This is a genomic window from Bacillus sp. 1021 (genome assembly GCF_014534735.1).
Classification (GTDB): Bacteria; Bacillota; Bacilli; order Bacillales; family Bacillaceae; genus Bacillus; species Bacillus siamensis.
The window spans coordinates 183,923-206,958 of the sequence record NZ_JACVSR010000001.1; the positions used below are offsets into that span (position 1 = coordinate 183,923).

Consider the following 23,036-nt stretch of genomic DNA (forward strand, 5'->3'; position numbering starts at 1 on the left):
AAGCTCCTTTTTGGAGCGGATCTTTTTTTCTATCAGAAAAGTGAGGTGAATGCGGTATGCGCATTTTACATACAGCTGACTGGCATCTCGGCAAAACGCTTGAAGGCAGAAGCCGGCTGAGTGAGCAGGCCGAGGTATTGGAAGAGCTGAATACCATTGTCAAAGAAGAAAACATTGATGCGGTCATTATGGCAGGAGATGTATTTGATACGGTCAATCCGCCTGCGCTCGCTGAGCAATTGTATTATGAAAGTCTTTCCGCGCTTTCTGACGGCGGAAAACGCCCGGTTGTCGTCATTGCCGGAAACCATGACAATCCTGACAGGCTGGCGGCGGCTTCTCCGTTAACAGATGAGCGGGGCATTCATCTAATCGGCTATCCGCGGACAGAACCGGTGCATATCGAGGTGCCGTCGGCGGACGAGCTGTTAGCCGTAGCTGCGCTTGCCTATCCGTCAGAAGCGAGATTAAACGAAGTGCTGTCTGATACGTTTGAGGAAAAGCTTCTTCGCGATCATTACGATGTGAAAATCAGAGAGGCGTTTGCCCGCATGTGCGGTCTGTGCCGGGATGATGCCGTGAAAGTCGCGGCTAGCCATATTTATGTCGCGGGAGGAAATCAGACCGATTCAGAGCGTCCGATTGAAGTCGGGGGCGCTTACACGGTCGCCGCTGAAAGCCTGCCGGCTGATGCGGCTTATGTGGCCCTCGGCCATCTTCACCGTCCGCAAACGATTAAGCGCGCCAAAACGGCTGCCCGCTATTCCGGTTCTCCGCTGGCATACAGCTTTTCAGAAGCCGGTTATGCCAAATCGGTGACGGTGGTAGAAGCGAAGCCCGGCGGAGAAGCGAAGTGGGAAGAGATTTTTCTGTCCTCGGGTAAACCGCTTGTCAAATGGAAAGCGCAGGGGCTGAGCGAGGTTCACGGCTGGCTTGATGAAGGGCGTGACCGGAATGCCTGGATCGATCTTGATATCCATTTGACGGATCAGCTTTCTCTTGAAGAAATTCACCGGCTGCGAAAGGCGCATCCCGGCTTTATCCATATCAGGCCGGTTTTTGAAGAAAAAGAGACCGGCAATGACCGGATTGAAGTGAAGCACATATCAATTGAGGACCGATTTAAGAAGTTTTATGAAAAGCAAACAGGCGGCGCCGTGCCGGATGAGGAGATGGTCAAGCTGTTTTTAGAGCTTGCGTCAGCAGATGATGAGGAGGATGCGACATGAAGCCGATTCTGTTAACGATAAAAGGGCTTCACAGCTTCAGGGAGGAACAGACGATTGATTTTGCCGGACTGTCCGGAGCGGGCGTGTTCGGAATTTTCGGCCCGACGGGAAGCGGGAAGTCGTCGATCCTTGATGCTATGACACTCGCTTTATACGGAAAGGTGGAGCGTGCCGCAAATAATACGCACGGCATCCTGAACCATGCCGAAGATCAGCTCGCCGTCTCTTTTACATTCGCGCTTCAATCAGGCCACCGGGTGTCCTATAAGGTCGAGCGCGTTTTTAAGAGAACGGATGAAACGAAAGTGAAAACCGCCCTCTGCCGCTTAATTGAAATCAAAGACGAACAAACCGTGCTTGCTGATAAAGCGAATGAAGTGAACAAAAAGGTGGAAGAGCTTCTTGGCCTGACCATTGACGACTTTACAAGAGCCGTCGTGCTGCCGCAAGGGAAGTTTGCCGAGTTTCTGTCGCTTAAAGGCGCGGAAAGAAGACATATGCTGCAGCGTCTTTTTAATCTGGAACAGTACGGGGACAGGCTTGTCAAAAAACTGAGGAAGCGCGCGCAGGAAGCGGCGGCGAAAAAAAATGAAATGCTTGCCGAACAATCCGGCCTCGGAGACGCGGGAGAAGATGCGCTGAAGCAGGCGGAACAGCAGTTTCACGAAGCGAACGAACGGCTTGAAGCAGCTGAGAAGAAACGGGTCCGGGCAAAAGAGCGTTTTGAAAGTCACCAGGAGATTTGGAACCTGCAGACAGAAAGAGATGAATATGAGCACCGCCGGGAAAAGCTTGAGGAAAGGCGCCCGTATATCACGGATTTGACTGAGCGTCTTAAAGAGGCGGAAACCGCTCTCGCCCTTGAGCCGTACGCCGAACGCTATTCGGAAGCCGTACGCCGGCAGCAGCGCGCCGAACAGGAGCACGAACTGGCCAAACGGAAATCAGAGGCGGAAACCGCTTCATTTACCCGGCAAAATGAAGCCTATGAAGCGTGGCGGGTTCATAAGGCTGAACAAGAGCCGAAGCTTGTCAAGGAAGAAGAATTGTATCAAAGACTGTCAGCCATTGAACAAAAGCTGCTTGAAGCAAAAAAAGAAGCGGAAAAAACAAAGGCGGAGCACCGCAAAAAAGAGGAAGAATACGAAGCCGCCTCGAAACAGCTGAACGCAGTGAAAGACCGCCTGATCCGCGGCCAAAACAGGCAGAATGAGCTGAAAGAAGAGCTGAAGGCAGTTCAGGTGACCGCTGATGAACGGAAAAAATGCCAGACCGCCGCACAGCTGTCAGCCGGCTTTCAGCAGACGCAGGAACAGATCACGAAAGAACGGGCCAATCTGACAACGCAGATGAAGAACATGGAGAAGCTGAACGGAGAAAGCGAGGCGCTCAGCGCAAAAACGAAAATGGAAGAAGAAGACATTACGCGCGCTTATCAAACGCTTCAAACCGTTTACCATATGGTTTGTGAAACGGAACGTTCACTGAAAGCCGCAGCCGAACGGGCCGGCAAAACGCAAGCCGACCTGCGCAGGCGCTCAGAGGAAGCGAGAACGGCTGCATTAACAAAAGAATTATCGGAAAAACTGATTGAAGGAAAGCCTTGTCCTGTATGCGGCTCGACGCAGCATGACCGTCCGCGCTCCGCTCATGAAACACATTCGCCAGATACGGATGTGCAGGAACGTTTGCAGCAGGTTGAAGCGCTGCTGTCCGAGGCGGCGGCTCTTTCTCAGGAAGTGCTGACAGCCAAGGTTGCATTAGAAGAGCAGTCGGGGCGTTTTACCGAAGAATGTCCGTTCCTGCAAAGCGCCCGGACCCCGGAGCTGGAAGCCGCTTCTTCCATCAGCGGCCGTCCGCTTGATGAAGCGTTCAGCGCCGTCCGCTTGGAATGGAAACAAATGAAGCAGGATATGCTGTCGGTAAAAGAGAAGGTCACGAGACTGATCAGCGCGTATCAGCAGACGGTAAAACAAGCCGAGCAGCTGGCTGAACGAATCCGCTATGAGGAGAAAGAAGCCGAGCGCCTCAGACATTCTTTACATGAGCTTGAATCACTGTCAGAAAGCCGCTTAAATCAGTACAACGAAGTCTGCGGGGATATCCCGGTAAATCAGGTTGACGCCTGGCAGGCTTCGATAGACGATAAAGACCGGCAGGCAGAAGAGTTTGAGAAGCGCATTGAAACAAGCATCGCATTTCTCAAGGAACATGAAGAAGAGAAGGAGCGGCTGCAGGAGAAGAAGCATCAGCTTGAACGGGAACGGCTCGAGCTTCACTATGCATCAGAGCGCCTGCAGCAGGTGATTGACGAGTATGAACAAGAGCTCGGCACGGCAGCAGAAGAAACATCAATTTCCGCAAAGCTTGAAGCGGTGCGGCAGGAATTACAGCTGTTAAAAACGAAAGAACAGTCCTTATTCGATGCACTGAAGCAGGCTCAGCAATCACTGAATGACGCAAAAGGCCGGGAATCCGGAAGTCTCATGTCACTGCGGGACGCTGAATCCGCCCTTGAGAAAGCGCAAAATGACTGGCGCGTGAGATCAAAAGATACCGGGTTTGCCGAGCCGGACCAAGTCAAAAAAAGCCTGCTTCCGCAAACCCGCGCGGAGGAAATGAAAACAGAAATTGATGAGTTTCTGGACACCTCAAAGCAGCTTTCGGCAAATATCCGCCGTGTCACTGAAAAATTAGCTGACCGCCGGGTAACGGAAGAAGAATGGACAGCATCGGTTTCTCTGCTGAAGCAGGCGGAGGCTGAGTCAGGCGCAGCCATGGAGGAAAAGGGCGCCCAGGCAAAAGCCTTTGCGGTTATGCAAAAACAGCATAAGCGCTTTAAAGAAATTGAAGCCGAACTGAAAAGCTGGCAGACACAGATTGACAGACTTGATAAGCTGCAGTCTGTATGCAAAGGCAATACATTCGTCGAATTTTTAGCGGAAGAACAGCTGGAAAGCGTGGCCCGGGACGCCTCTGCCCGGCTCGGAGCACTGACAAGGCAGCGGTATGCCATTTTAGTCGATTCAGAAGGCGGCTTCGTTATGCGCGATGACGCGAACGGCGGCGTCAAACGGCCCGTATCAAGCCTTTCTGGGGGGGAGACGTTTCTGACATCGCTGTCGCTTGCGCTTGCTTTGTCCGCCCAAATTCAGCTGCGGGGTCAATACCCGCTGCAATTTTTCTTCTTAGATGAAGGATTCGGGACGCTTGACCAAGGGCTTTTAGACACCGTTGTCACAGCGCTGGAAAAGCTGCAATCGGATAATTTGTCCGTCGGGGTGATCAGCCATGTGCAGGAGCTGAGAGCACGCCTGCCGAAAAAATTAATCGTGCATCCGTCTGAACCGGGCGGAAAAGGCACCCGGGTCACGTTAGAGATCATGTAAGAAAGGAGAAGGGATTATGGCCGATTCTGCCGAAGGCACATGTGAATTATGCGGCCGCCGCCATGTGCGGCTGACAGAGCACCACTTGACACCTAAGGAAGAAGGCGGGACATTCCTTCCGACCGCAATGCTCTGCATCCCTTGCCATAAACAAATTCACGCCCTTTATACGAACCGGGAGCTTGCGGCAAGGCTTGCGGGAATAGAAGAGCTGCGGCATGATCCGAAACTTGCGCGGTTTGTGAAATGGATCAGAAAACAGCCGCCGGAAAAGCTTGTGAAAACAAAAAAAGCAAAAGAACGAAAAAAACGCTGAACAAAAAAGCAGCCCTCTCTTTAAAGAGCGGCTGCTTTTTATGCGTTTCCGGCCACATTCTGATCGCTGACATCGGGGTCTATATAGTTTGTCGCATTGACAACGTTGTTTAATAACAGGAAATCTCCGGTATTGCCTGCTCCCGAACCGAGCGCAGATTTAGAAGAGCTTTTTGGAGAAAGGTAAAAGGAATCACCAAAGTTTACGACTCCGCCCGATATGGAATTGATAGCTATAGGTCCGGTAATTGCTGGCATAAACGACACCCTTTATAGAAGTCTCACCGTCATTATATGTCAAGTCTGCGGCGATTGTGAGCTCGGTGACTCGATCTGCCTAATATGTTTCAGCCTCGAATCGCCCAGCACGACCGACGTCGATCCGATTTGAACCACGGACGCTGACGTTACCCCTTGGACTTTCACATTTCTTACCCGAATCGAAGGGTTTTCATGGCTGAATGCACTTTGAACCCCCGTTTCCGGTAACGGCATGACGGCCGGCTGCCGAAAGATCTGGTATTCTTTTGTGTTAAACGAGCCCTCATCGTCTCTGTATACAGCAACACTGCGCTGATCGGCCAATACTTTGACCTTCATATTGATTTCATTCGAATCGCCTGCTTGAAAAACACTCCCCATCCCGATTGCATTGACTTTGGCGCTTCTGAGGCGTGAAATCCGATGTAACATTATTCCGGCGCCAGCGGCACAAGAGGCCCGATAATGAGGGATTCCGGAGGCGTGTCAAAGATGGAGGACAGATAGACGGAATCGGTATCGCCGATTAATAATAAGGCTGAACTGGAAACACCGGTAGACCGGATGTCGCCGACTTCAATATTCCGGTTAATCACTGTAAAAATCATGACGGATCATCACCTTTCATTTCACCTGGTATGTGTTTAATAAAATGCTCGACGGCCCTGACAATATCACGCTTCACGTGTTCGGCAATCTGCTCGGCGTATTGCGCTGGCGGCGTGTTTTCTTCTTTCGGGACTTGGGACAGATAATACTTAATCCGGCTGTCCATCTGCTTTCTGATATCTTCTATAATATGATATTTGTTCGTTTCGTCCAGCCTGCTCTCATACTGTGTTTCGAGCTGTTCTAACAGCACGGGGATTTCTTCATTCAGGTACATATCGACGTTTTGACGGATTTGCTGCATTTGCTGGCCCGCCTGTTCCTGCTGCATCATTCCGACCTGCGGAGATGTCTGGCCGACTTCAAAATTTTGCACGGCATTCGGATCAGTCGGATTCAATCCGATATTCAGCGTTCCTTCCAGCCGTTCAATTTTCAGCTGATCAAATTTATACTCGAGCCGATCAATCCTTGTGGAAGGCTGCTGTTTCAGCGTTGATATTTCACTCTGAAATTCTTTCAGCTGCCGTTCGAGCTCCTGAATCTGAAGCGCCTGCTGCTGGACGAAGGAATTTAAATTCTGCAGGTAGGATGAAACCGATTGATCATACATGACATTCACCTCGCGTCTCGTTTCTTTCATTGAACTACCGACTTAGCGGTGGCTGAAGCGGTACAAATGATGAGGCGCCGGGGCCTCCCCCTGTTGTTACAGTCTGCTGCCCCGCGGTGACAGGCGGCGCCGGCTCTGCATAACTCCCTGTGTTATACAGATTGGAAAGAGATTTAATTGAACCGGCGCTCCCGATTTGCAGTATGGAGGAATTGCTGACAGATTCTACACGCATGTAATTGATATGGATCGACTGATTGACGTAAAAATTCATACGGCGCCTCCTTTATGCGTTACCTGCCATCGGCTGATCGATTACATCATTATCGTACACATTCGTTGTATTCCTGTAATTCGTCAGTGTGAGATTGTCTCCGGTATTAAAGCTGCCCGCTCCGGCAAATGTCTTAACCTCTGCTTTTGGAGAAATGGTGATGCAGTCGCCTATATGAACGACTCCGCTCGTACCGACGGCATTAATTTTAAACGCTCCGACAATTGCGGGCATACGAGCACATCCTTTTCGTGAAGATTTTAATGAAATACACTCCAGGAGCTTATTTGGGATGCCTGCCTAATATAGCTTATGACAAACGCACATTTTTGTGAGCGGAAAAAACTTTAGACATAAAAAAACACCGGCGCTTTACGCATGCCGGGTCTTAAAAAACAAATGGCTCAGATCTATATACATATCATGTTTATGAGAAAGCCTGTTTTTTTCCTGCTGTGTAATCCGGCTGAATCTGTGCGGCCGGGTTCATCCCGCCGTCTTTCGTTTGTTGGATGAGCCCGCCTCGGCACCCGTTTAAGAGGCTGTCCAGCTCCTGGCTGCACCTGATGGTCTCCGTCGCATTGATTCCGAATTTTTGCGCTGTCTCGAATAAAGTCAATCTTTTTTCTTCAATTTTTCTGTTCATCGTGCGATCTCCAATTCTCGATTATTTTGGAAAACATAGGATGATAATAGTATAACCTATTTTGGCTGGGAAGGTTTTATTTCGTCAATATGACTAAAAAAGTGACAATTTTTGATACTCTTTTACGATGATATTCAGCCTGTTCAAAAGAGGAATTTCCCGCCTGCAGAAAGAATACATAAAAGATGCCAGATTTAAAAATGATGGGGGATTAACATGAAATTTGCGACAGGGGAACTGAACAGCCGGAAATTTGTCGGTCTGATCATTGATGATGACAAAATCTTAGATCTGCAAAAGGCTGAAAAGAAACTGTTTGAACTTGAGACGATTCCGGGTTCGCTGATCGAGTGCATTCAAAAGGGGGAAAAGTTTGTCAATCATGCCGGACAGCTTGCGGAATGGGCGAAAAAACCGAATGATGAGTCGGGTTCATTTATGTATGCGCTGTCTGACGTGAAGCTCTGCGCGCCTATTCCGAGACCTTCAAAGAACGTGATCTGCATCGGGAAAAATTACCGTGATCATGCCGTTGAAATGGGAAGCGAGGCGGATATTCCGGAGCATCCCATGGTCTTTACAAAAGCCCCGACCGCCGTTACGGGTCACGGAGAAACGGTGAAAAGCCACTTGGACGTAACGGAGCAGCTTGATTATGAAGGGGAGCTTGCGGTTATCATATCAAAAAGCGGATCGCACATCTCCAAAGAACATGCGCTCGATCATATATTCGGCTATACCATAGTAAATGATATAACAGCGCGCGATCTGCAGAAAAAGCATCAACAGTTTTTCATCGGCAAAAGCCTTGATACGACATGCCCGATGGGACCGGTCATTGTACATAAATCAGCTGTCAGTGATCCGCAAAGCCTGCAAGTTGAAACGCGGGTCAACGGGGAACTGCGCCAATCAGGATCAACGGGCGACATGATTTTTCCGATTGCTGAATTAATCGAGACGCTGTCAAAAGGAATGACGCTTGAAGCCGGGGACATTATCGCGACGGGGACGCCGTCCGGTGTCGGGAAAGGATTTAAGCCGCCGACATTTTTACAGCCGGGAGACCGCATTGATATTACAATTGAACCGATGGGCACACTGTCGAACCAAATCGGATAATTGAGTGTTTTTCTTGAGAATGATTATGCTCACAGCGGCTTGTTGTGGTACCATAAGTGAGGCAGATTGATCTGATAGGGGGAATTGAACATAATGACACATTGGCATATTACTTCATGGGTCGTTGCGCTTATCCTGGTGTTTGTCAGCTACGGGCTGTACGGCTCCGGAAAAGCGAAGGGCGCAAAAATAACGCATATGATTCTGCGCTTATTCTACATTATTATTATTTTGACCGGCGCTGAACTGTTTGTCCGTTTTGCGAATTGGAACGGAGAGTACGCCGGAAAAATGCTGCTCGGCATTATTACCATCGGACTGATGGAAATGCTCGTCATCCGCAAGAAAAAAGGCAAATCGACCGGAGGACTGTGGATCGGTTTTATTATCGTGCTCATCCTGACGGTGCTTCTCGGCCTTCACTTGCCGATCGGCTTCCACATATTTTAATCAATCGCTTGAAAACCCGGATACAATCCGGGTTTTTTATTTATGCATACATTCTGCGCAACTGGGCCGCTGAATGAGAAATGCCGTGACAGGAGGATGTTGATGAGGCGAAGGAGATGTGCAGGATGCCAAAGGCGTCAATCAGCATGAAAAACAAAGCTAAATACATCAGGCGGCACCTATTTAAAAGGCACCGCCTGTTTTTTACGCTGTTCCGCCGTGTTTGGCCGCTGAATACATAATGGAGCGCCGCCCGTCAGATGCCGTCCATTCAAATCTGTCATGCTTACCCGGGCTGCCGCGGTGATGCTGCAGGGCGCATTGGGCGTCATCTGCCGAAAAGTGATAAAACGAGACCCCGTCACCGGAAAACAGCGGCTGATTGTAGGAAAATACGCAATCATATACAGACAGGCCGAACCCGTGCAGATGGCTGAGAAACAGCAGAAACGTTTCATCGTCCAGCGAATCGAGCAAGGTTAACAGCGGCCGTTTGACTGCCTTCTCATACCGGATCTCTTCTCCGCCGAACAGGGCAACCGTGTCTGCGCCGATTTCGGCTGAAGCACCGTGAATCTGGGCCGGCTGCCATCTGCCGTCACGTTTCATCAAGACGGCTGCGTTTCCTAGACTGTCTGCCAGCAGGATATCACCCTCATCGTTTTCGACGAGACAGATGCCGTCTTCTATTATCAGAGTGCCGCGCCCCCATTTGTTTTTTTCTGAGAAAAGCTGTTTTCGTTTCATATCCGTGCCGGTCTCCTTTGTTTGTTTCTTCTCTTCCGTTCTTTCCAAATCAGGCTTGTCTCATACAACTCTTAGTGGGACAAATCAACTATCTGCGTTTCTTTGCATAAACTGGGTAAAGTGCTGATAGAAACGAATTTGATACCGACAGAAACGGGATTGGAGCTGATATCACATGTGTGGAATTGCGGGTTGGGTCGATTTTCAAAAGCAGCTCGTCCAAGAGAAACATATTATGAACAATATGATAGACACTCTTTCAAAACGAGGGCCTGATGATTCAAACGTCTGGGGAGAGCCCCATGTTTTATTCGGACATAAACGACTTTCGGTCGTTGATATTGAAGGCGGCCGCCAGCCGATGGGCTGCACGCATCAAGGGGAAACGTACACCATCATTTATAATGGCGAGCTGTATAATACGGAAGAATTGAGGAGGGAGCTGCAGGCGAGGGGCCACCGTTTTGAGCGGACCTCTGATACAGAAGTGCTGCTGCACAGCTATATTGAGTGGCGGGAGGAGTGCGTTGACCGCTTAAACGGTATTTACGCTTTTGCCATCTGGGATGAAAAACGGGAGCGGCTGTTTGGGGCAAGAGATCGGCTCGGCGTCAAACCGTTTTTTTATAAAGAACACGGCTCTTCCTTTCTGTTTGGATCGGAATTGAAGGCCATCCTTGCCCATCCGGATGTGAAAGCCCGCACAGACAGCAGCGGACTTGCGGAAGTTTTCGGGCTCGGGCCGTCCAGAACACCGGGCTGCGGGGTATTTAAAGGAATTCACGAAGTGCGTCCCGCTCATGCGTTCACTTTTTCAAAGGACGGTTTGTCCATATGGCGTTATTGGAATGTAAAAAGCGAAAAGCATACAGACAGCTTCGATGACACCGCAGCTCACATTCGGTACTTATTTCAGGATGCAGTAACGCGCCAGCTCGTATCTGACGTGCCGGTTTGCACGTTTTTGTCCGGGGGGCTTGATTCGAGCGCGATTACCGCGATAGCCGCCGCTCATTTTGAGAAAGAAGGCAGAGATCCCCTCCATACTTATTCCATTGATTATGAGGAGAACGGCAAATTCTTTAAAGCGAGTTCATTTCAGCCGAATGATGACGGCCCGTGGATCGATAAAATGACAGCTGCATTCGGCACACAGCACCATAAGTGTGTGATTACGCAGGATGAGCTGGTTGAACATCTGGAGGAATCCGTTCTCGTCAGAGACCTGCCGGGCATGGCGGATGTTGATTCCTCGCTGCTGTGGTTCTGCCGTGAAATCAAAAAAGATTTTGTCGTGAGTCTTTCCGGGGAATGCGCGGACGAAATTTTCGGCGGATATCCATGGTTTCACACCGCGGCGGAAGAAGACGGATTTCCTTGGATGAGATCCACTGAGGAGAGAATCACCCTCTTGGACGAAAAATGGCAAAAACGGCTGAACCTAAGAGAATACGTGAATGCGAGATATGAAGAAACCATTGCGGAAACGCCTCTGTTAGACGGTGAGACGGGAACAGACAAAGCGAGACGTCAGCTTTTCTACTTAAATATGCTTTGGTTTATGACAAATCTGCTCGACCGCAAAGACCGCATGAGCATGGGGGCAAGTCTGGAAGTGCGGGTGCCGTTCGCCGATCACAGACTTGTAGAATACGTCTGGAACATCCCTTGGGAAATGAAAATGCACGGCAGCCGGGAAAAAGGCATTTTGCGGAAGGCGCTTGAAGGGCTGCTTCCGGAAGAGGTTCTGTACCGCAAAAAAAGCCCGTATCCGAAAACCCATCATCCGAAATACACGCAAGGAGTCACAGAGTGGCTGAAAACGATTTTGCAGCATAAAGATTCCGTGCTTCACACCCTGCTGGACAGAAAGAAGCTGGAAATGCTGCTGGAGACAGAGGGTTCGTCTTTTCAGGTTCCGTGGTTCGGCCAGCTGATGAAAGGCCCGCAGCTGATCGCCCATCTTGCCCAGATCCATACATGGTTTGAGGCGTACCGTATCGATATAGAAGAATAACAGTGCCGCGACCGGTTTCCGCTGAGGATATCGGTCTTTTTATTGTGAAACATATGGTACACTAAAAAACAGAGGAGTGATACCATGACCGAATACGAAACATGCGCGCAGCTTGCCGAGGCGCACTTTCCTTTATATAAACGGATCTTTTCATCTCTGCCCCCAAAAAACAGAGGGGCCGCGTGGGCGGTGCTGGCTTTGTTTCATGAAGCTGAGCAGCTTGCGGATGTCCGGGAGTTTGAGGGATTTGAACAGGCAGCACAAGACTTTATGAACGGGACAGGCGCCGACGGCTTTTTGTGGAAAGCGCTCGCCGATGTGAAGCAGCAATTTGCACTCGAAGAAGAACCGTTACGTGAGTTTATCGCCGGTCAAAGGTCTGACAGAGAAAAAGAGACCTGCCAAGAGTTTGACGACCTGCTGATGTACGCGGGCCAAACAGGCGGAGCCCTCGGCCTGCTTCTGCTGCCGGTTTGCGCTCGCCGAAATCAAGAGAAACTCCGCCATGCAGCCGTTTCATTAGGAGCTGCCATTCAGCTGAGCCGGGTTCTCACCGGGGTCTGTGCGGATGAGCGGATGAAAAAGCGCCTTCCGCGTCAGGTGATGGCGCAATTCGGCTATACGGAAGAAGAGCTGGAGAACTGCACGATCAACAAAGCTTTTGTGAATGTATGGGAGTATATCGCATTCGAAGCCGAGGCGTATTTTGAGGAGGCGTCTGAAGAGCTGGAGCTGTTTCCGTTATACTCAAGGCCCGCCGTTACCGGTTTGCTGACTCATTACCGGTCAGAGCTCGAAGGCATGAGAAAACGGCTTTCTCAAGCATAAAAAAAACGCCCCGGCTTCATAATGAAGCTTCGGGCGTTTATGCAATCCCTTTTTGAATCCAAATCCGTGACCGCCATCTTCTGTACATGAGAATGCCTCTGACCCATTCATCCGCGATAAATGAAATCCAAATCCCCATAAGCCCCAATCCGAAATGGATGCCGAACAGGTAAGCGAGAGGCAGACCGATGCCCCACATGGAAATCATCGCCATATAGACGGGGAATTTTGCATCTCCGGCAGCCCGGAGCGAGTTGATGATAATGACATTAAATGAACGGCCGGGCTCAAGAATGATTGTCATGGCAATCAGCATGCTCGCCGTCGCAATAATATCAGGGCTGCTTGTGAAAATTCCGATCAGCTGCTTTGAAAACAAGGTCATGATAACCGATGTCATAGCGGCAATGCCAAGCGCCCAGTACAGGCTTTTCATACAGCGGTCATAAGCGTCGTCAAACTGTTTGGCGCCGATGTACCTGCTGATCAAAATCTGGGTGCCTTGGCTGATCGCCGTTCCGAACAGCAGGATAAACATGGTGATGTTTTGTGTATATACCTTTGTTGTAAGCGCCTGGGCGCCCATAATGGCGATAAAATAAGTGACAACCATTTGTGAAATGTTATAAGACAGCTGTTCACCTGCAGACGGAATCCCGATTTTTAGGAGTTTCCGCAAGTGCTCTTTATGAACGTGAAAGATCTTTTTCCATGTCAGACCGAGTCCGATGCGTTTTTTGACGATCACAATCATCGCGATCAGTCCGATGATCCGCGCGATGGACGTTGACATCGCAACTCCGGCGACGCCCAGCACCGGCAGGCCGAGCGGCCCGAAAATGACAAGAAAGTTTCCGGCAATATTTAATATATTCATTCCAATCGTAACGAACATCGTATCTTTCGTATGGCCGTAGCTTTTTAAAATGGCGCTGAACGTCATAATCAGTGCCTGAATAAATGACAGCCCGCCGACCACCTGCAAAAAGACTTTGGCATCCGGCATCAATTCATCGGAAAGTCCCATGACATGAAGCAGCGGAACAGCCGCGAAAAACACGGCGGCGCTGATGGCGAGACTGATGACGAAGTTCGCTCCTATCGATACATAAGCCACTTCCTGCGCTTCTTTTTTCTGTTTAGAGCCTAAAAACTGCGAAATCACAATTGTCGTACCCGTTGCGATAAAGCTGAACATCACGATAATTAAATTTAAGATCTGATTGCTGACGCCCACGGCCGCCACACTGTTGTCAGAGTATTGGCTAAGCATAAGAGTGTCGGCGTTTCCCATAAACATATATAATGAAACCTCAATAAAAATCGGCCAAGTCAGCGCGTATAATGAGAGTTTGTGATCAGAAGATTGTTTGAATGCAGCCCGTTTTAAAATCGCTTGTTTCATTTCTTTTAACCCCTTTCCTGACAAAATCAACGTTTAACAGTGTACCTCCATTTTCTTATAATAAAAAGGGAGAGAAACGAAACTTCTTGCAAAAATCCGACTTAAAAAGGAGGGCCGAAAATATGACCTTTCTCGAGTTCACAGTCCCTCCGTTCCCGGTCTTTATCGCTGCGGGAGAAGGGGTGTTCAAAAAAGGCGAAACCCATGTGAGACGGGTCTTCCCGGTGTTTGATCTGCTGTATGTGAAAGAAGGCGTCCTTCACATTACAGAAAGCGAAAACGCCTTTTCCGTTGAAGCCGGAGAATATATTCTGCTCTCTCCAGGCCTTGAACATTACGGAACAAAAGGCAGTGAAGAAACGACCTCCTATTCGTGGCTTCATTTTGAGGGAGCGGATTATGAGGTGACGGAAACAGCGGGTAACAACTGGGCGGAGCTGAGGCGGAAAAAAGGCAGTTTTGAAGAGCCGGCCCGCTACCGCCTGTCCTTGCCGCAAAAAGGAAAAGTGAGACGCCCGCAGTTTATGGCCGGGCAATTCAGTGTCCTGACAGATGACAGCGCTGAGAACTCCGACCTGCCGCTGAGAAAGCAAATTTTGTTTGAGGAGCTGCTGCTTCACCTTCAAAAGGAAGCGTTCCAAATCCCGTCCGCAAAGGAAAGAGTCGCATGGGAGGCCGCCCGGTACCTTCAGGAGCACTATCAGGAGAAAACAACCATCAAAGCGCTCTCTTCGGCTCTTCATTACAATCAAGACTATGTGACCCGCTGTATGCAGCAGGTGCTCGGCGTCACGCCCGGCCAGTATACGAACAAAGTCAGAATGACGGAGGCGAAGCGTCTTTTGTCCGCAACCAATGACAAAATGGGGGCGATCGCGGACGCCATCGGCATGGAGGACCCGACCTACTTTTCTAAGCTGTTTAAACAGATTGAAGGCATTTCGCCGCTTGAATACCGCAAATTCGTAAGCCGGAAAACGGACTGACCTAAAACCAGAGAACAGAAGAGGGATCAGCAAGCATGCCGATGCCACGATTAACTTGAAATCGGGATCGCAGCCACGGAATCTTTTAAAACCGGAAGGCCTGTAAAGCTTACCCCGGGCGCTTCCAGCTATGCCTTATGATAGATTCGAAGTAAAAAAGCAAAGGCTCAGCTGGCCTTTGCTTTTTTATGATTCGTATGAAAAAAAAATGTAGTCAGTCGGCACGCCTTTATACCCCATTTGATGAAGCATCGCCGTTATATTGCCGCGATGGTATGTGCCATGATTCACAACATGGCGGATCACATCGGCATATGTCGTCTGGAGCGATCCCAGACGCGGATGGGAAATGGAGATCGGACTTTCCGGGTTCTCCAATTTTCTTAAAAATTCTTTGTATTCTTTGTCCAGCTCAGTCATTCTATGTTCAATCGCCGCAAAATCTCCGCCGAGCTTTTCAAATTGGTCAAATTGCGAGACGATTTGTTCGTAAGTTTCTCCGTAAAGCACGTGAAGCCAGATGAAATCAGCCCGGTATATATGCACAAGCACGGCGTTCACAGTCGGAAAAACACTTTGCAGTTTCTGCTGTAAGCTTGCCGCGGGCACGGTCTTCAGATGCTGGATGACTTCCTTATTCGCCCATCTGTGATAGTGATAAAGCTTTACAATGTCTGACACTCCAATTCCCCCTTTTCCTTTCGATACATTCAACATGGCTTGGGAGAATTCCTTTTATCTGAGTAGAAAGCGCCGCAAAATAAAAAGCCGCACCCCACATCACCAATGCCGAGCAGCCGGCCTCCTGTATCCGCCGTTTCGTTTGATAAAAGGTCACGTCACAATGGCCCCGAGCGCTTCTGCGAATGTAACGGCATGCGCCGGAGAGATTCGGCATCCTTTCAGCTTCTCAAGTGAGACATGCAGGTGATCAAATGTGCACGTGCTGATATCCATGTTAAAAAGGGACGTGCCGATGAAGTTTGCGCCGTTCAGATCACATGCCTCAAGATCTGTGTGTTCAAGCGCGGCATCATTCCACTCGCTTTCTGTAAGAGCGCACGTGTCGAACCGGACATGCTTCATATTGGAATAGCTGAAGGAGCTGTAATTTGCGAGGCAGTCTTCAAACCGTACGTTGCGCATGGCAGCATCGGCCAGATTCAAGCCGAGAAGTTTTGAATGCTGAAAGACTGTTCTATGGATGATGCTTCCGCTGAAATCTGCGTTTGAAACATCACATTTTTCAAACAAGACATCCGTACATTCCATATGTCTGAAAGAGACATCTGTAAAAATGGTATTTCTGAAAATGACTTTTTCGGCGCGCAGGCCGTGCAGTTTGCCGCTTATGATGCCGTTTTCAATGACGGCTTCTTTGATCTGATCGTCTTGAAGCGCTTCAGCGAAAGAAAGCACCGGCAGCTCTTTCGGGATTTTCGGTTTTTGGATCGTATTCATCTCATACTCCCTTTTCATAAAAAATAGCTGATCAGCAGTTGACAGATATCGTTTCATACCCGGTGTCCTTGCCGAATTGCATGTTGCTTTATGAACAAAGGGTAATAAAAAAGCGGGGAGGCGTCAATACGGAAGCTGATGAAAAAGCCCTCAGAGGGTGCTTCTCTGGGGGCTTTTTCTGTTTCAGGAGAGTTCTTTATACATGATCACATGGGGGCCGATGCCGGGTATGTCAAAGGGGCCGCCGTTGCTTTGCCAGCCGAGCTTTTTGTAATATCCCTTTACGTGACATCTGGCGTTGCACCAGACAAGCGCCGCCATGCCGCGCGGTACGCCGTGTCTTCTGCTGTGATAAAAAGCCGCCTGTCACATCAGGCGGCTTCTTGATTATCAATGCAAATATACATCGGCCCGTTTTTCATCCTTTTGCTTAATATAAGCAGCAAGCTCTGACGTCAAATCAGAACGGAGAAACGGGGTGATTAAATAAATTCCGTTGAACAATTCGCACGCCGTGTCAAGAAGCGACTTGGCGATGGCGAGGCCCTCGGCTTTCTGCTTCCGTTTGTCTTCGCCGGCGAGCGCCATTTTTTCGCGGATGCTGTCAGACAGCTTAATGCCCGGGATTTCATGATGAATGAACTCTGCATTGCGGCTGCTCGTTAACGGCATGATTCCGATATACACCGGTGTTTTGAGATGTTTTGTTTCATGATGAATGTCAATGAGCTGCTGCTCTGAGTAGACAGGCTGAGACACGAAGTAGTCAGCGCCGCACTCGATTTTTTTCTCCAGCCGTTTTACGGCCTTATCCAAATGACGGACATTCGGGTTAAACGCCCCGGCTACGGAAAAGTTTGTTTTCTTGCCGAGCGGTTTCCCCGATAAAGAAATGCCCTCGTTGAATTGTTTAATCAGCCTGATCAAGTCAAAGGACGTTAAATCATAGACGGAGGTAGCCCCCGGAAAGTCGCCGATTTTTGAAGGATCGCCGGTGATAGCTAAAATGTCGGTAAGCCCGAGCGTATCCAGCCCCATTAAATGTGACTGAAGGCCGATGATGTTGCGGTCTCTGCATGTAATATGGACGAGAGAACGGATATCAAGGCGCTCTTTCAGCAATGAACCGCAGGCGGCATTGCTGATTCTCGGTGTTGCCAATGAATTGTCGGCGAGCGTCAGCGCTTCTATGCCGGTTTCCTTTAATTCAGCCGCCGCTTGCAGAAATTTGTCAAAATTCAATTTTTTCGGCGGGTCAAGCTCTACGATAATTGACCGTTTTTGCGCGGCGATTTCGTTTAAACCCGGCTCGGTCCGTTCATCCCGGACTGAGATGACTTCTTCTTCCCGTCTGATTTTCACTTCTTTATCAGTGACCGGTGAAAGTCCGCGAACCGCTTCAGCCATGGCTCTGATATGATTGGGCGTCGTGCCGCAGCAGCCGCCGATAATGCGAGCGCCCTGAGTACGGAATTGTACGGCGCTTTCCCTGAAATAGGCATCGTCCGTATCATAAACAAGCCGGCCTTCTTCTAAGGACGGAAGGCTGCTGTTCGGATAGACCGATAAATAAGCGTCACGGAAAATCGGCACTTCGGTGAGCGCTTCAATCATGTGGTACGGGCCGAGCCGGCAATTAATTCCCGTTATATCAGCGCCGAGATCGGCAATTGACCTGAGAGCTTCCCGAAGCGGCGTTCCGTCCTGAAGCACGCCCTGTTCGTGCATGGATACGTTCAGCATGATCGGAAGTTCCGTTTCTTTTCTGGCGATCTTCAGCACTTCGCGCGCCTCTTCTAAATCATAGTATGTTTCCAAAAGCAGGCCGTCCGGCTCTTCGTGCAGCAATAAATAAAGCTGCTCCCGAAAGCTGCGTTTAATCTCTTCAAGGCTGTAGGCGTTTTTGTTAAAGGTGCGGATGCCGCCCATCGTTCCCAATACATAAGCGCCGTCTGAGGAAGCGCGCGCGATTTTGACCGCCTCCTGATTGATTTTTTTCGTTTCATCCTCAAGGCCGTATCTGGAGAGCTTAATAAAATTCGCGCCGTACGTGTTCGTCTGGATGATATCCGCACCGGCTTCCACGTATGCCTTATGTATCCGCTTGATCTCATCGGGCTTAGATACATTCAGTTCCTCAAAACATCTGTCAATGCCGTAGGAGTAGAGGAGAGTGCCCATCGCGCCGTCTCCGATTAAAATCCGTTCTTCTAAGTCTTGTAATAGTCCCATTGTTTGCCTCCTTCATCACATTCAGCAAGGAAAAAAGAGAAATAAAAAAAGTCTTCTTAAGAAGAAGACTTTGTAATCATTTGTCTCTCTTCTTATCTTCCAAGCTGTTTTTAGCTTGCTGGATTTAGCACCTTGGTCATGGTTTGGGTAAACCACTACACCGGTTGCTGAAGCGTCGTCGGGCCAGTCCCTCGGCTTCTCTTGATAAGAACGTTCATGTAATTGTCATGGGTTTCCAAAACTTAACTGTGAAAATCCCTTTCTCCAAATTTACCGAAAATAGAGACAATAATCAATAGGAATCACATAATTTATCTGAAATTAATAAATTGAACGTCAATCGGCAGGTCTGCTCCGCGGACGGCTGCAATAACCTGCTGCAGATCATCTTTATTTTTTCCGGTGACGCGCACTTGGTCGTCCTGAATCTGCGACTTAACCTTCAAGCCGGAGTTTTTAATCACCGCGTTGATTTTTTTTGCGTTGTCTTTATCAATGCCCTGTACAAGCTTCGCGCGCTGGCGCACCGTGCCTCCCGATGCATTTTCGATTTTGCCGTATTCAATGTTTTTCGTCGGCACATCCCGTTTAATCAGCTTGCCGCTCAGCACATCCTTGAGCTGATTCAATTTAAACTCATCATCAGAAATCAGAACAAGTTCTTCCTTTTCTAAAGTCACATCGCTTTTAGATCCTTTAAAGTCATAGCGCGTGCCGATTTCTTTCAGCGTCATCTGAATCGCATTCTGCACTTCAGGAAATTCAACTTTGGATACAATATCAAAAGAACTTTCTTTTGCCATGAGAAAACCTCCTATAACATTTCACTTATGTGTTGATTATAGTAGAATAAAGAGAAATGTCCAACAGCACAAAGCATGAATTTGTGCGAATTGGAAAAAATGAGAAAAACATCAGCCTCTGACGGGCGAAGCAGGAAGGACGATAACATGAAACCAGGGCAGCAGCTCACGCTTAGTATAGATCACCAGACCGATTTCGGTTATTTTTTAACGGACGGCGAGGATACGGTTCTTTTACATAACAGTGAAATCACGGAGGATATCGAAGACAGAGATGAAGTGGACGTATTTATTTACGTCGACCATCAGGAAAGACTCGCGGCGACAATGAAAAAGCCGCTCATCAGCTTTTATGATTACGGATGGGTGGAAGTGACGGACGCAGTGGAAGATATGGGCGTATTCGTCGACGTCGGTTTGTCGAAAGACGCGCTTGTCGCAACGGAGCATCTTCCTCCGTACAAATCCGTCTGGCCGCAAAAAGGCGACAGACTGTATTGCATGCTGAAGGTGACAAGCCGCGGACGCATGTTTGCCAAGCCGGCGCCTGAGGATATCATCAGTGAATTATTTACGGATGCAGAGGAAGACGTCATGAATAAAGACTTGACAGGCACGGTGTACAGACTGATCGCATCTGGCTCTTTTCTGATTACAGATGAAGGCATCCGCGCATTTATTCACCCTTCAGAAAGAAAGGAAGAGCCGAGACTCGGCAGCCGCGTGACAGGGCGTGTCATCGAGGTGAAGGAAGACGGCTCCGTCAACATGTCGCTGCTGCCGAGAAAGCAGGACGCGCTTTCGGTTGACGCAGAAGAGATTCTGACCTATTTGAGATCAAGAAACGGCGCAATGCCTTACGGAGACAAAAGCCATCCTGACGATATCCGCGAACGGTTTCATTTAAGCAAATCCGCCTTTAAGCGGGCGCTCGGGCACCTGATGAAAAACGGCAAAGTGTATCAGGAAAACGGCTGGACATACGAAAAACAATAAATGTTCTGCAAAAACATCGGTGAACAAAAACCGATGTTTTTTATTTCCTCAAAACGCTATATCCTGTATTTATTTATCAGGTCCGCCGGTTTACTATGTAACTGGCGCACTTATGGCCGTACAGAAAAAACAGCCCTCTTTTTCCAAGGTAAGAGGGCTGTTTTGCATTTACAGATGGTCCGGTTTTTTTGAATTCTGGTTTTTTCCCGCCTGCCGGTTTTTTTCGGCAAGCCGGTTCTTTTTTTGATTTAAGGCGTTATTATCCAGCGGTTTTTTGTCATCATCTTTCATGCGGCAAAGCCTCCCTTCTTTACGATAGGATGCCCGCCGGCATTGGAAATTATGGCTTCAGGAAAAAAATCGCGAGCGTTCCCGGCCCGGAATGGGCGCCGATGGCGGAACCGATTGAATGAAGAATGATCTCTTTCGGACCGAACGCATCTTCAATCATCTCTTTCATGCGAAGCGCCGTCTCTTCATTGTCGGCATAGCTGATTCCGACCGTTTGATCCGGCCAATCGCCGCCTTCTTCCTTCATCATTTCTAAAATCCGTTTAAACAGTTTCTTCTGTCCGCGCAATTTTTCGAGCGGCACGAGTCTGCCGTCAGCCACATGCAGGATCGGTTTGATGTTCAAAAGCCCGCCGACAAAAGCGGACGTTTTTGAAATCCTGCCGCCCCGCGCGAGATAAGCGACATCATCGACCGTAAATATATGTTTCATCCGTGCGCAAAAGCTCTTTACAGACGTTTCGATTTCTTGTATTGTATTCCCGTTAACACAGAGTGTTTGCGCATGCATCACCGCGAGGCCGCATCCCAATGAAGCGCATTTGGAATCTACAATCCGTAAATCAAAATCGGGAAATTCCTCTTTGATTTCATTGGCGACCATCACGGCCGTCTGATAAGTGCCGGAAAGACCTGAAGAAAAGGCAATGTAAATCGCCGGCTCTCCCAGTTCCGCGTATTGTAAAAATACTTTTTTTATCGTATCCGGTGATGCCTGGGATGTTTTCGGGACTTTCCCATCCCGCATCGCTTGAAATATATGATCCGCCTGAATGGTGACCGCGTCCTCATATTCGTTTCCGTCGAGTGTTACGTGCAGCGGAATGAACCCGATCCGGTTTTCTTCAATGTAAGATTTCGGCAGATCAGAGGCGCTGTCAGCAATAAGGTGAACTGTCATCATAATTCCCTTCTTTCCATTTGGTGAGAGTGATGCCAACTATATCATATAAATGTGGCAAAATAGTGTTCAAAACTTTGTTTTAAGGGAAAAGCTAATAATGAAAATGAGCGGAGGAGCAAGCCATGGTACTTGAACAAGTAAAAAAATTAGCAATCGTCGTCATCGGCGCGTTTCTATATGCGGCGGGGCTGAATTTATTTCTGATACCGGCGAATGTATATGCCAGCGGTTTTACCGGTGTCGCCCAGCTGCTGTCAAGCGTCGTTGATCAATACGCCCCTTTTTATATTTCGACAGGAGTTCTCATGTTCCTCTTAAACATTCCCATCGGTGTGTTAGGATGGCTGAAAGTCGGCAGATCATTCACCGTATACAGCATATTAAGTGTAGCGCTGACGTCCGTCTTTATGGGAATTCTTCCGGAAATGAGACTGTCGCACGATATTCTCCTGAATACCGTATTCGGAGGAGTCATCTCAGCCATCGGCATCGGTTTAACGCTGAAATTCGGCGCGTCTACAGGGGGTCTTGATATCGTGTCGATGGTGCTGGCCAAATGGAAGGATAAACCGGTCGGCACGTATTTCTTCATTTTGAACGGGATTATCATTTTGACGGCAGGATTATTGCAAGGATGGGAGAAAGCATTATATACCCTTGTCGCTCTTTATGTCACAACAAGGGTGATTGACGCCATTCATACCCGCCACATGAAACTGACCGCTATGATCGTTACGAAAAAAGCCGATGAAATCAAAGAAGCGATTTACGGAAAAATGGTCCGCGGCATTACGACGGTGCCGGCAAAAGGCGCTTACACAAACGAACAGAAAGAAATGATGATCATCGTCATCACGCGGTACGAATTGTATGATCTTGAGAAAATCGTGAAAGAGGTCGACCCGAAAGCCTTCACAAACATCGTGCAAACGACGGGGATCTTTGGTTTCTTCAGAAAAGACTGATAGGAGCGGATAGAATGAAGTGGCTGTTTGGCCTGTTATTACCGGTCATTTTACTGATCGGGTGCAGCAGTCAATCCGGGCAGAAGGAGCCCGCTGAGGAGGTATCCGGAGAGATGAATGAACAGCAAGCGGAATTAGCCGTAAATCCTGTGCAGACGGATCAGCAGATCGAATTTCAAATGTCTTTAAAAAACAAAAGCGAAAGTCCGATTGATTTCACATTCAGCTCAGGGCAGAAATTCGAATTGACCGTACATGATCAACAGAACAAAGAACTGTACCGTTATTCAAAAGACAGAATGTTTACCCAGGCGTTTCAGACCATGACCTTAATGCCGAATGAAACGTATGACTTTTCAGATGTGTGGAAAAACGCGTCCGGACCGGGGACATACACGGTCACCGTGACGTTTTTAGGAAAGTCCGATCAGATCGGAAAAAGACTGAAAACGGTAAAAACATTTGAAGTAAAATAAAAAAGCGGCGCCCTCGT

General features: G+C 48.7%; 26 protein-coding genes, 1 pseudogene and 1 riboswitch. Of the genes and pseudogenes, 11 read left to right on the plus strand and 16 right to left on the minus strand.

What is annotated here, in order from left to right; all coding sequences use genetic code 11:
• Nucleotides 1–56: 56 nt before the first annotated feature.
• From sbcD to ICW23_RS00975, 3 genes are read left to right on the plus strand one after another with little or no spacing between them, the layout of a single operon-like run.
• Nucleotides 57–1,229, plus strand: a complete 1,173-nt coding sequence (gene sbcD / locus ICW23_RS00965) for an exonuclease subunit SbcD (RefSeq protein WP_016938289.1) — start codon at nucleotides 57–59, stop codon at nucleotides 1,227–1,229.
• Entirely contained in the window at nucleotides 1,226–4,618 is a 3,393-nt protein-coding gene (gene sbcC / locus ICW23_RS00970; protein ID WP_188153885.1) for an exonuclease subunit SbcC, read from the plus strand. Before sbcD ends, sbcC begins: the two co-directional genes overlap by 4 nt.
• Nucleotides 4,619–4,634: 16 nt before the next feature.
• Complete coding sequence (locus ICW23_RS00975; protein ID WP_188153886.1) at nucleotides 4,635–4,934, plus strand: HNH endonuclease; 300 nt, start codon at nucleotides 4,635–4,637, stop codon at nucleotides 4,932–4,934.
• Nucleotides 4,935–4,972: 38 nt separating this feature from the next.
• On the opposite strand, the gene ICW23_RS00980 is transcribed toward ICW23_RS00975, so the two are convergent.
• The 7 genes from ICW23_RS00980 to ICW23_RS01010 all read right to left on the minus strand — a co-directional run bounded on the left by ICW23_RS00980 (nucleotide 4,973) and on the right by ICW23_RS01010 (nucleotide 7,336).
• On the minus strand, nucleotides 4,973–5,191 hold the full coding sequence (locus ICW23_RS00980; protein ID WP_013351765.1) for a spore germination protein: 219 nt from the start codon (nucleotides 5,189–5,191) through the stop codon (nucleotides 4,973–4,975).
• A gap of 39 nt (nucleotides 5,192–5,230) precedes the next feature.
• Nucleotides 5,231–5,626, minus strand: a complete 396-nt coding sequence (locus ICW23_RS00985; RefSeq protein WP_016938286.1) for a spore germination protein GerPE — start codon at nucleotides 5,624–5,626, stop codon at nucleotides 5,231–5,233.
• A complete protein-coding gene (locus ICW23_RS00990) occupies nucleotides 5,626–5,802 on the minus strand; it encodes a hypothetical protein (protein ID WP_016938285.1) in 177 nt (58 codons plus the stop codon). Before ICW23_RS00990 ends, ICW23_RS00985 begins: the two co-directional genes overlap by 1 nt.
• The gene (gene gerPC, locus ICW23_RS00995; RefSeq protein ID WP_016938284.1) at nucleotides 5,799–6,416 is read right to left on the minus strand and encodes a spore germination protein GerPC; all 618 of its coding nucleotides are present in this window, start codon (nucleotides 6,414–6,416) and stop codon (nucleotides 5,799–5,801) included. The genes ICW23_RS00990 and gerPC overlap by 4 nt, the downstream gene beginning before the upstream one ends.
• Nucleotides 6,417–6,450: 34 nt before the next feature.
• On the minus strand, nucleotides 6,451–6,690 hold the full coding sequence (locus ICW23_RS01000; RefSeq protein WP_016938283.1) for a spore germination protein GerPB: 240 nt from the start codon (nucleotides 6,688–6,690) through the stop codon (nucleotides 6,451–6,453).
• 12 nt (nucleotides 6,691–6,702) lie between these two features.
• A complete protein-coding gene (locus ICW23_RS01005) occupies nucleotides 6,703–6,924 on the minus strand; it encodes a spore germination protein (RefSeq protein WP_016938282.1) in 222 nt (73 codons plus the stop codon).
• 193 nt (nucleotides 6,925–7,117) lie between these two features.
• On the minus strand, nucleotides 7,118–7,336 hold the full coding sequence (locus tag ICW23_RS01010; protein WP_016938281.1) for an aspartyl-phosphate phosphatase Spo0E family protein: 219 nt from the start codon (nucleotides 7,334–7,336) through the stop codon (nucleotides 7,118–7,120).
• A 216-nt stretch (nucleotides 7,337–7,552) separates the two neighbouring features.
• On the opposite strand from ICW23_RS01010, the gene ICW23_RS01015 reads away from it, so the two are divergent.
• Entirely contained in the window at nucleotides 7,553–8,458 is a 906-nt protein-coding gene (locus ICW23_RS01015) for a fumarylacetoacetate hydrolase family protein (protein ID WP_188153887.1), read from the plus strand.
• Between the two features lie 93 nt (nucleotides 8,459–8,551).
• Nucleotides 8,552–8,908: a YisL family protein gene (locus tag ICW23_RS01020; RefSeq protein ID WP_045925301.1), complete on the plus strand. Its 357-nt coding sequence runs from the start codon at nucleotides 8,552–8,554 to the stop codon at nucleotides 8,906–8,908.
• Nucleotides 8,909–9,112: 204 nt separating this feature from the next.
• Here the strand turns inward: ICW23_RS01020 and ICW23_RS01025 are convergent, their stop codons facing one another.
• Entirely contained in the window at nucleotides 9,113–9,655 is a 543-nt protein-coding gene (locus tag ICW23_RS01025; RefSeq protein ID WP_095241032.1) for a DUF2777 family protein, read from the minus strand.
• 175 nt (nucleotides 9,656–9,830) lie between these two features.
• Between ICW23_RS01025 and asnB the strand changes: the two genes are divergently transcribed.
• Both asnB and ICW23_RS01035 read left to right on the plus strand, forming a co-directional pair.
• Complete coding sequence (gene asnB, locus ICW23_RS01030) at nucleotides 9,831–11,672, plus strand: asparagine synthase (glutamine-hydrolyzing) (RefSeq protein ID WP_099745125.1); 1,842 nt, start codon at nucleotides 9,831–9,833, stop codon at nucleotides 11,670–11,672.
• A gap of 84 nt (nucleotides 11,673–11,756) precedes the next feature.
• Entirely contained in the window at nucleotides 11,757–12,500 is a 744-nt protein-coding gene (locus ICW23_RS01035; protein ID WP_188153888.1) for a squalene/phytoene synthase family protein, read from the plus strand.
• A gap of 37 nt (nucleotides 12,501–12,537) precedes the next feature.
• Here the strand turns inward: ICW23_RS01035 and ICW23_RS01040 are convergent, their stop codons facing one another.
• On the minus strand, nucleotides 12,538–13,905 hold the full coding sequence (locus ICW23_RS01040; RefSeq protein ID WP_029575328.1) for an MATE family efflux transporter: 1,368 nt from the start codon (nucleotides 13,903–13,905) through the stop codon (nucleotides 12,538–12,540).
• A gap of 122 nt (nucleotides 13,906–14,027) precedes the next feature.
• Here ICW23_RS01040 and ICW23_RS01045 point away from each other — a divergent pair, with 122 nt between their 5' ends.
• Nucleotides 14,028–14,891, plus strand: a complete 864-nt coding sequence (locus ICW23_RS01045) for an AraC family transcriptional regulator (RefSeq protein ID WP_016938274.1) — start codon at nucleotides 14,028–14,030, stop codon at nucleotides 14,889–14,891.
• A gap of 186 nt (nucleotides 14,892–15,077) precedes the next feature.
• On the opposite strand, the gene ICW23_RS01050 is transcribed toward ICW23_RS01045, so the two are convergent.
• From ICW23_RS01050 to ICW23_RS01065, 5 genes and pseudogenes are all read right to left on the minus strand, one after another.
• Entirely contained in the window at nucleotides 15,078–15,572 is a 495-nt protein-coding gene (locus ICW23_RS01050) for a DinB family protein (RefSeq protein ID WP_188153889.1), read from the minus strand.
• Between the two features lie 153 nt (nucleotides 15,573–15,725).
• Nucleotides 15,726–16,352, minus strand: a complete 627-nt coding sequence (locus tag ICW23_RS01055) for a pentapeptide repeat-containing protein (protein WP_188153890.1) — start codon at nucleotides 16,350–16,352, stop codon at nucleotides 15,726–15,728.
• A 183-nt stretch (nucleotides 16,353–16,535) separates the two neighbouring features.
• Nucleotides 16,536–16,664 (minus strand): annotated as a pseudogene (locus ICW23_RS18850) (GNAT family N-acetyltransferase); the annotation flags it as partial.
• A gap of 78 nt (nucleotides 16,665–16,742) precedes the next feature.
• The gene (locus tag ICW23_RS01060; RefSeq protein WP_045925308.1) at nucleotides 16,743–18,584 is read right to left on the minus strand and encodes a bifunctional homocysteine S-methyltransferase/methylenetetrahydrofolate reductase; all 1,842 of its coding nucleotides are present in this window, start codon (nucleotides 18,582–18,584) and stop codon (nucleotides 16,743–16,745) included.
• A gap of 89 nt (nucleotides 18,585–18,673) precedes the next feature.
• Nucleotides 18,674–18,795, minus strand: a riboswitch (SAM riboswitch).
• Between the two features lie 100 nt (nucleotides 18,796–18,895).
• On the minus strand, nucleotides 18,896–19,387 hold the full coding sequence (locus ICW23_RS01065) for a YajQ family cyclic di-GMP-binding protein (RefSeq protein WP_188153891.1): 492 nt from the start codon (nucleotides 19,385–19,387) through the stop codon (nucleotides 18,896–18,898).
• 99 nt (nucleotides 19,388–19,486) lie between these two features.
• Between ICW23_RS01065 and ICW23_RS01070 the strand changes: the two genes are divergently transcribed.
• Nucleotides 19,487–20,383: a CvfB family protein gene (locus ICW23_RS01070; protein WP_173363135.1), complete on the plus strand. Its 897-nt coding sequence runs from the start codon at nucleotides 19,487–19,489 to the stop codon at nucleotides 20,381–20,383.
• Between the two features lie 168 nt (nucleotides 20,384–20,551).
• On the opposite strand, the gene ICW23_RS01075 is transcribed toward ICW23_RS01070, so the two are convergent.
• Nucleotides 20,552–20,674: a hypothetical protein gene (locus tag ICW23_RS01075; RefSeq protein WP_016938268.1), complete on the minus strand. Its 123-nt coding sequence runs from the start codon at nucleotides 20,672–20,674 to the stop codon at nucleotides 20,552–20,554.
• Nucleotides 20,675–20,723: 49 nt separating this feature from the next.
• Nucleotides 20,724–21,575 (minus strand): DegV family protein, encoded by an 852-nt coding sequence (locus tag ICW23_RS01080; protein ID WP_047477747.1) that lies wholly within the window; start codon nucleotides 21,573–21,575, stop codon nucleotides 20,724–20,726.
• A gap of 125 nt (nucleotides 21,576–21,700) precedes the next feature.
• On the opposite strand from ICW23_RS01080, the gene ICW23_RS01085 reads away from it, so the two are divergent.
• Nucleotides 21,701–22,543 carry a YitT family protein gene (locus ICW23_RS01085; protein WP_003155101.1) on the plus strand — a complete coding sequence of 281 codons (843 nt, stop codon included), beginning with the start codon at nucleotides 21,701–21,703 and terminating at the stop codon, nucleotides 22,541–22,543.
• 14 nt (nucleotides 22,544–22,557) lie between these two features.
• Nucleotides 22,558–23,019 carry a BsuPI-related putative proteinase inhibitor gene (locus ICW23_RS01090; RefSeq protein WP_016938266.1) on the plus strand — a complete coding sequence of 154 codons (462 nt, stop codon included), beginning with the start codon at nucleotides 22,558–22,560 and terminating at the stop codon, nucleotides 23,017–23,019.
• Nucleotides 23,020–23,036: the final 17 nt, after the last annotated feature.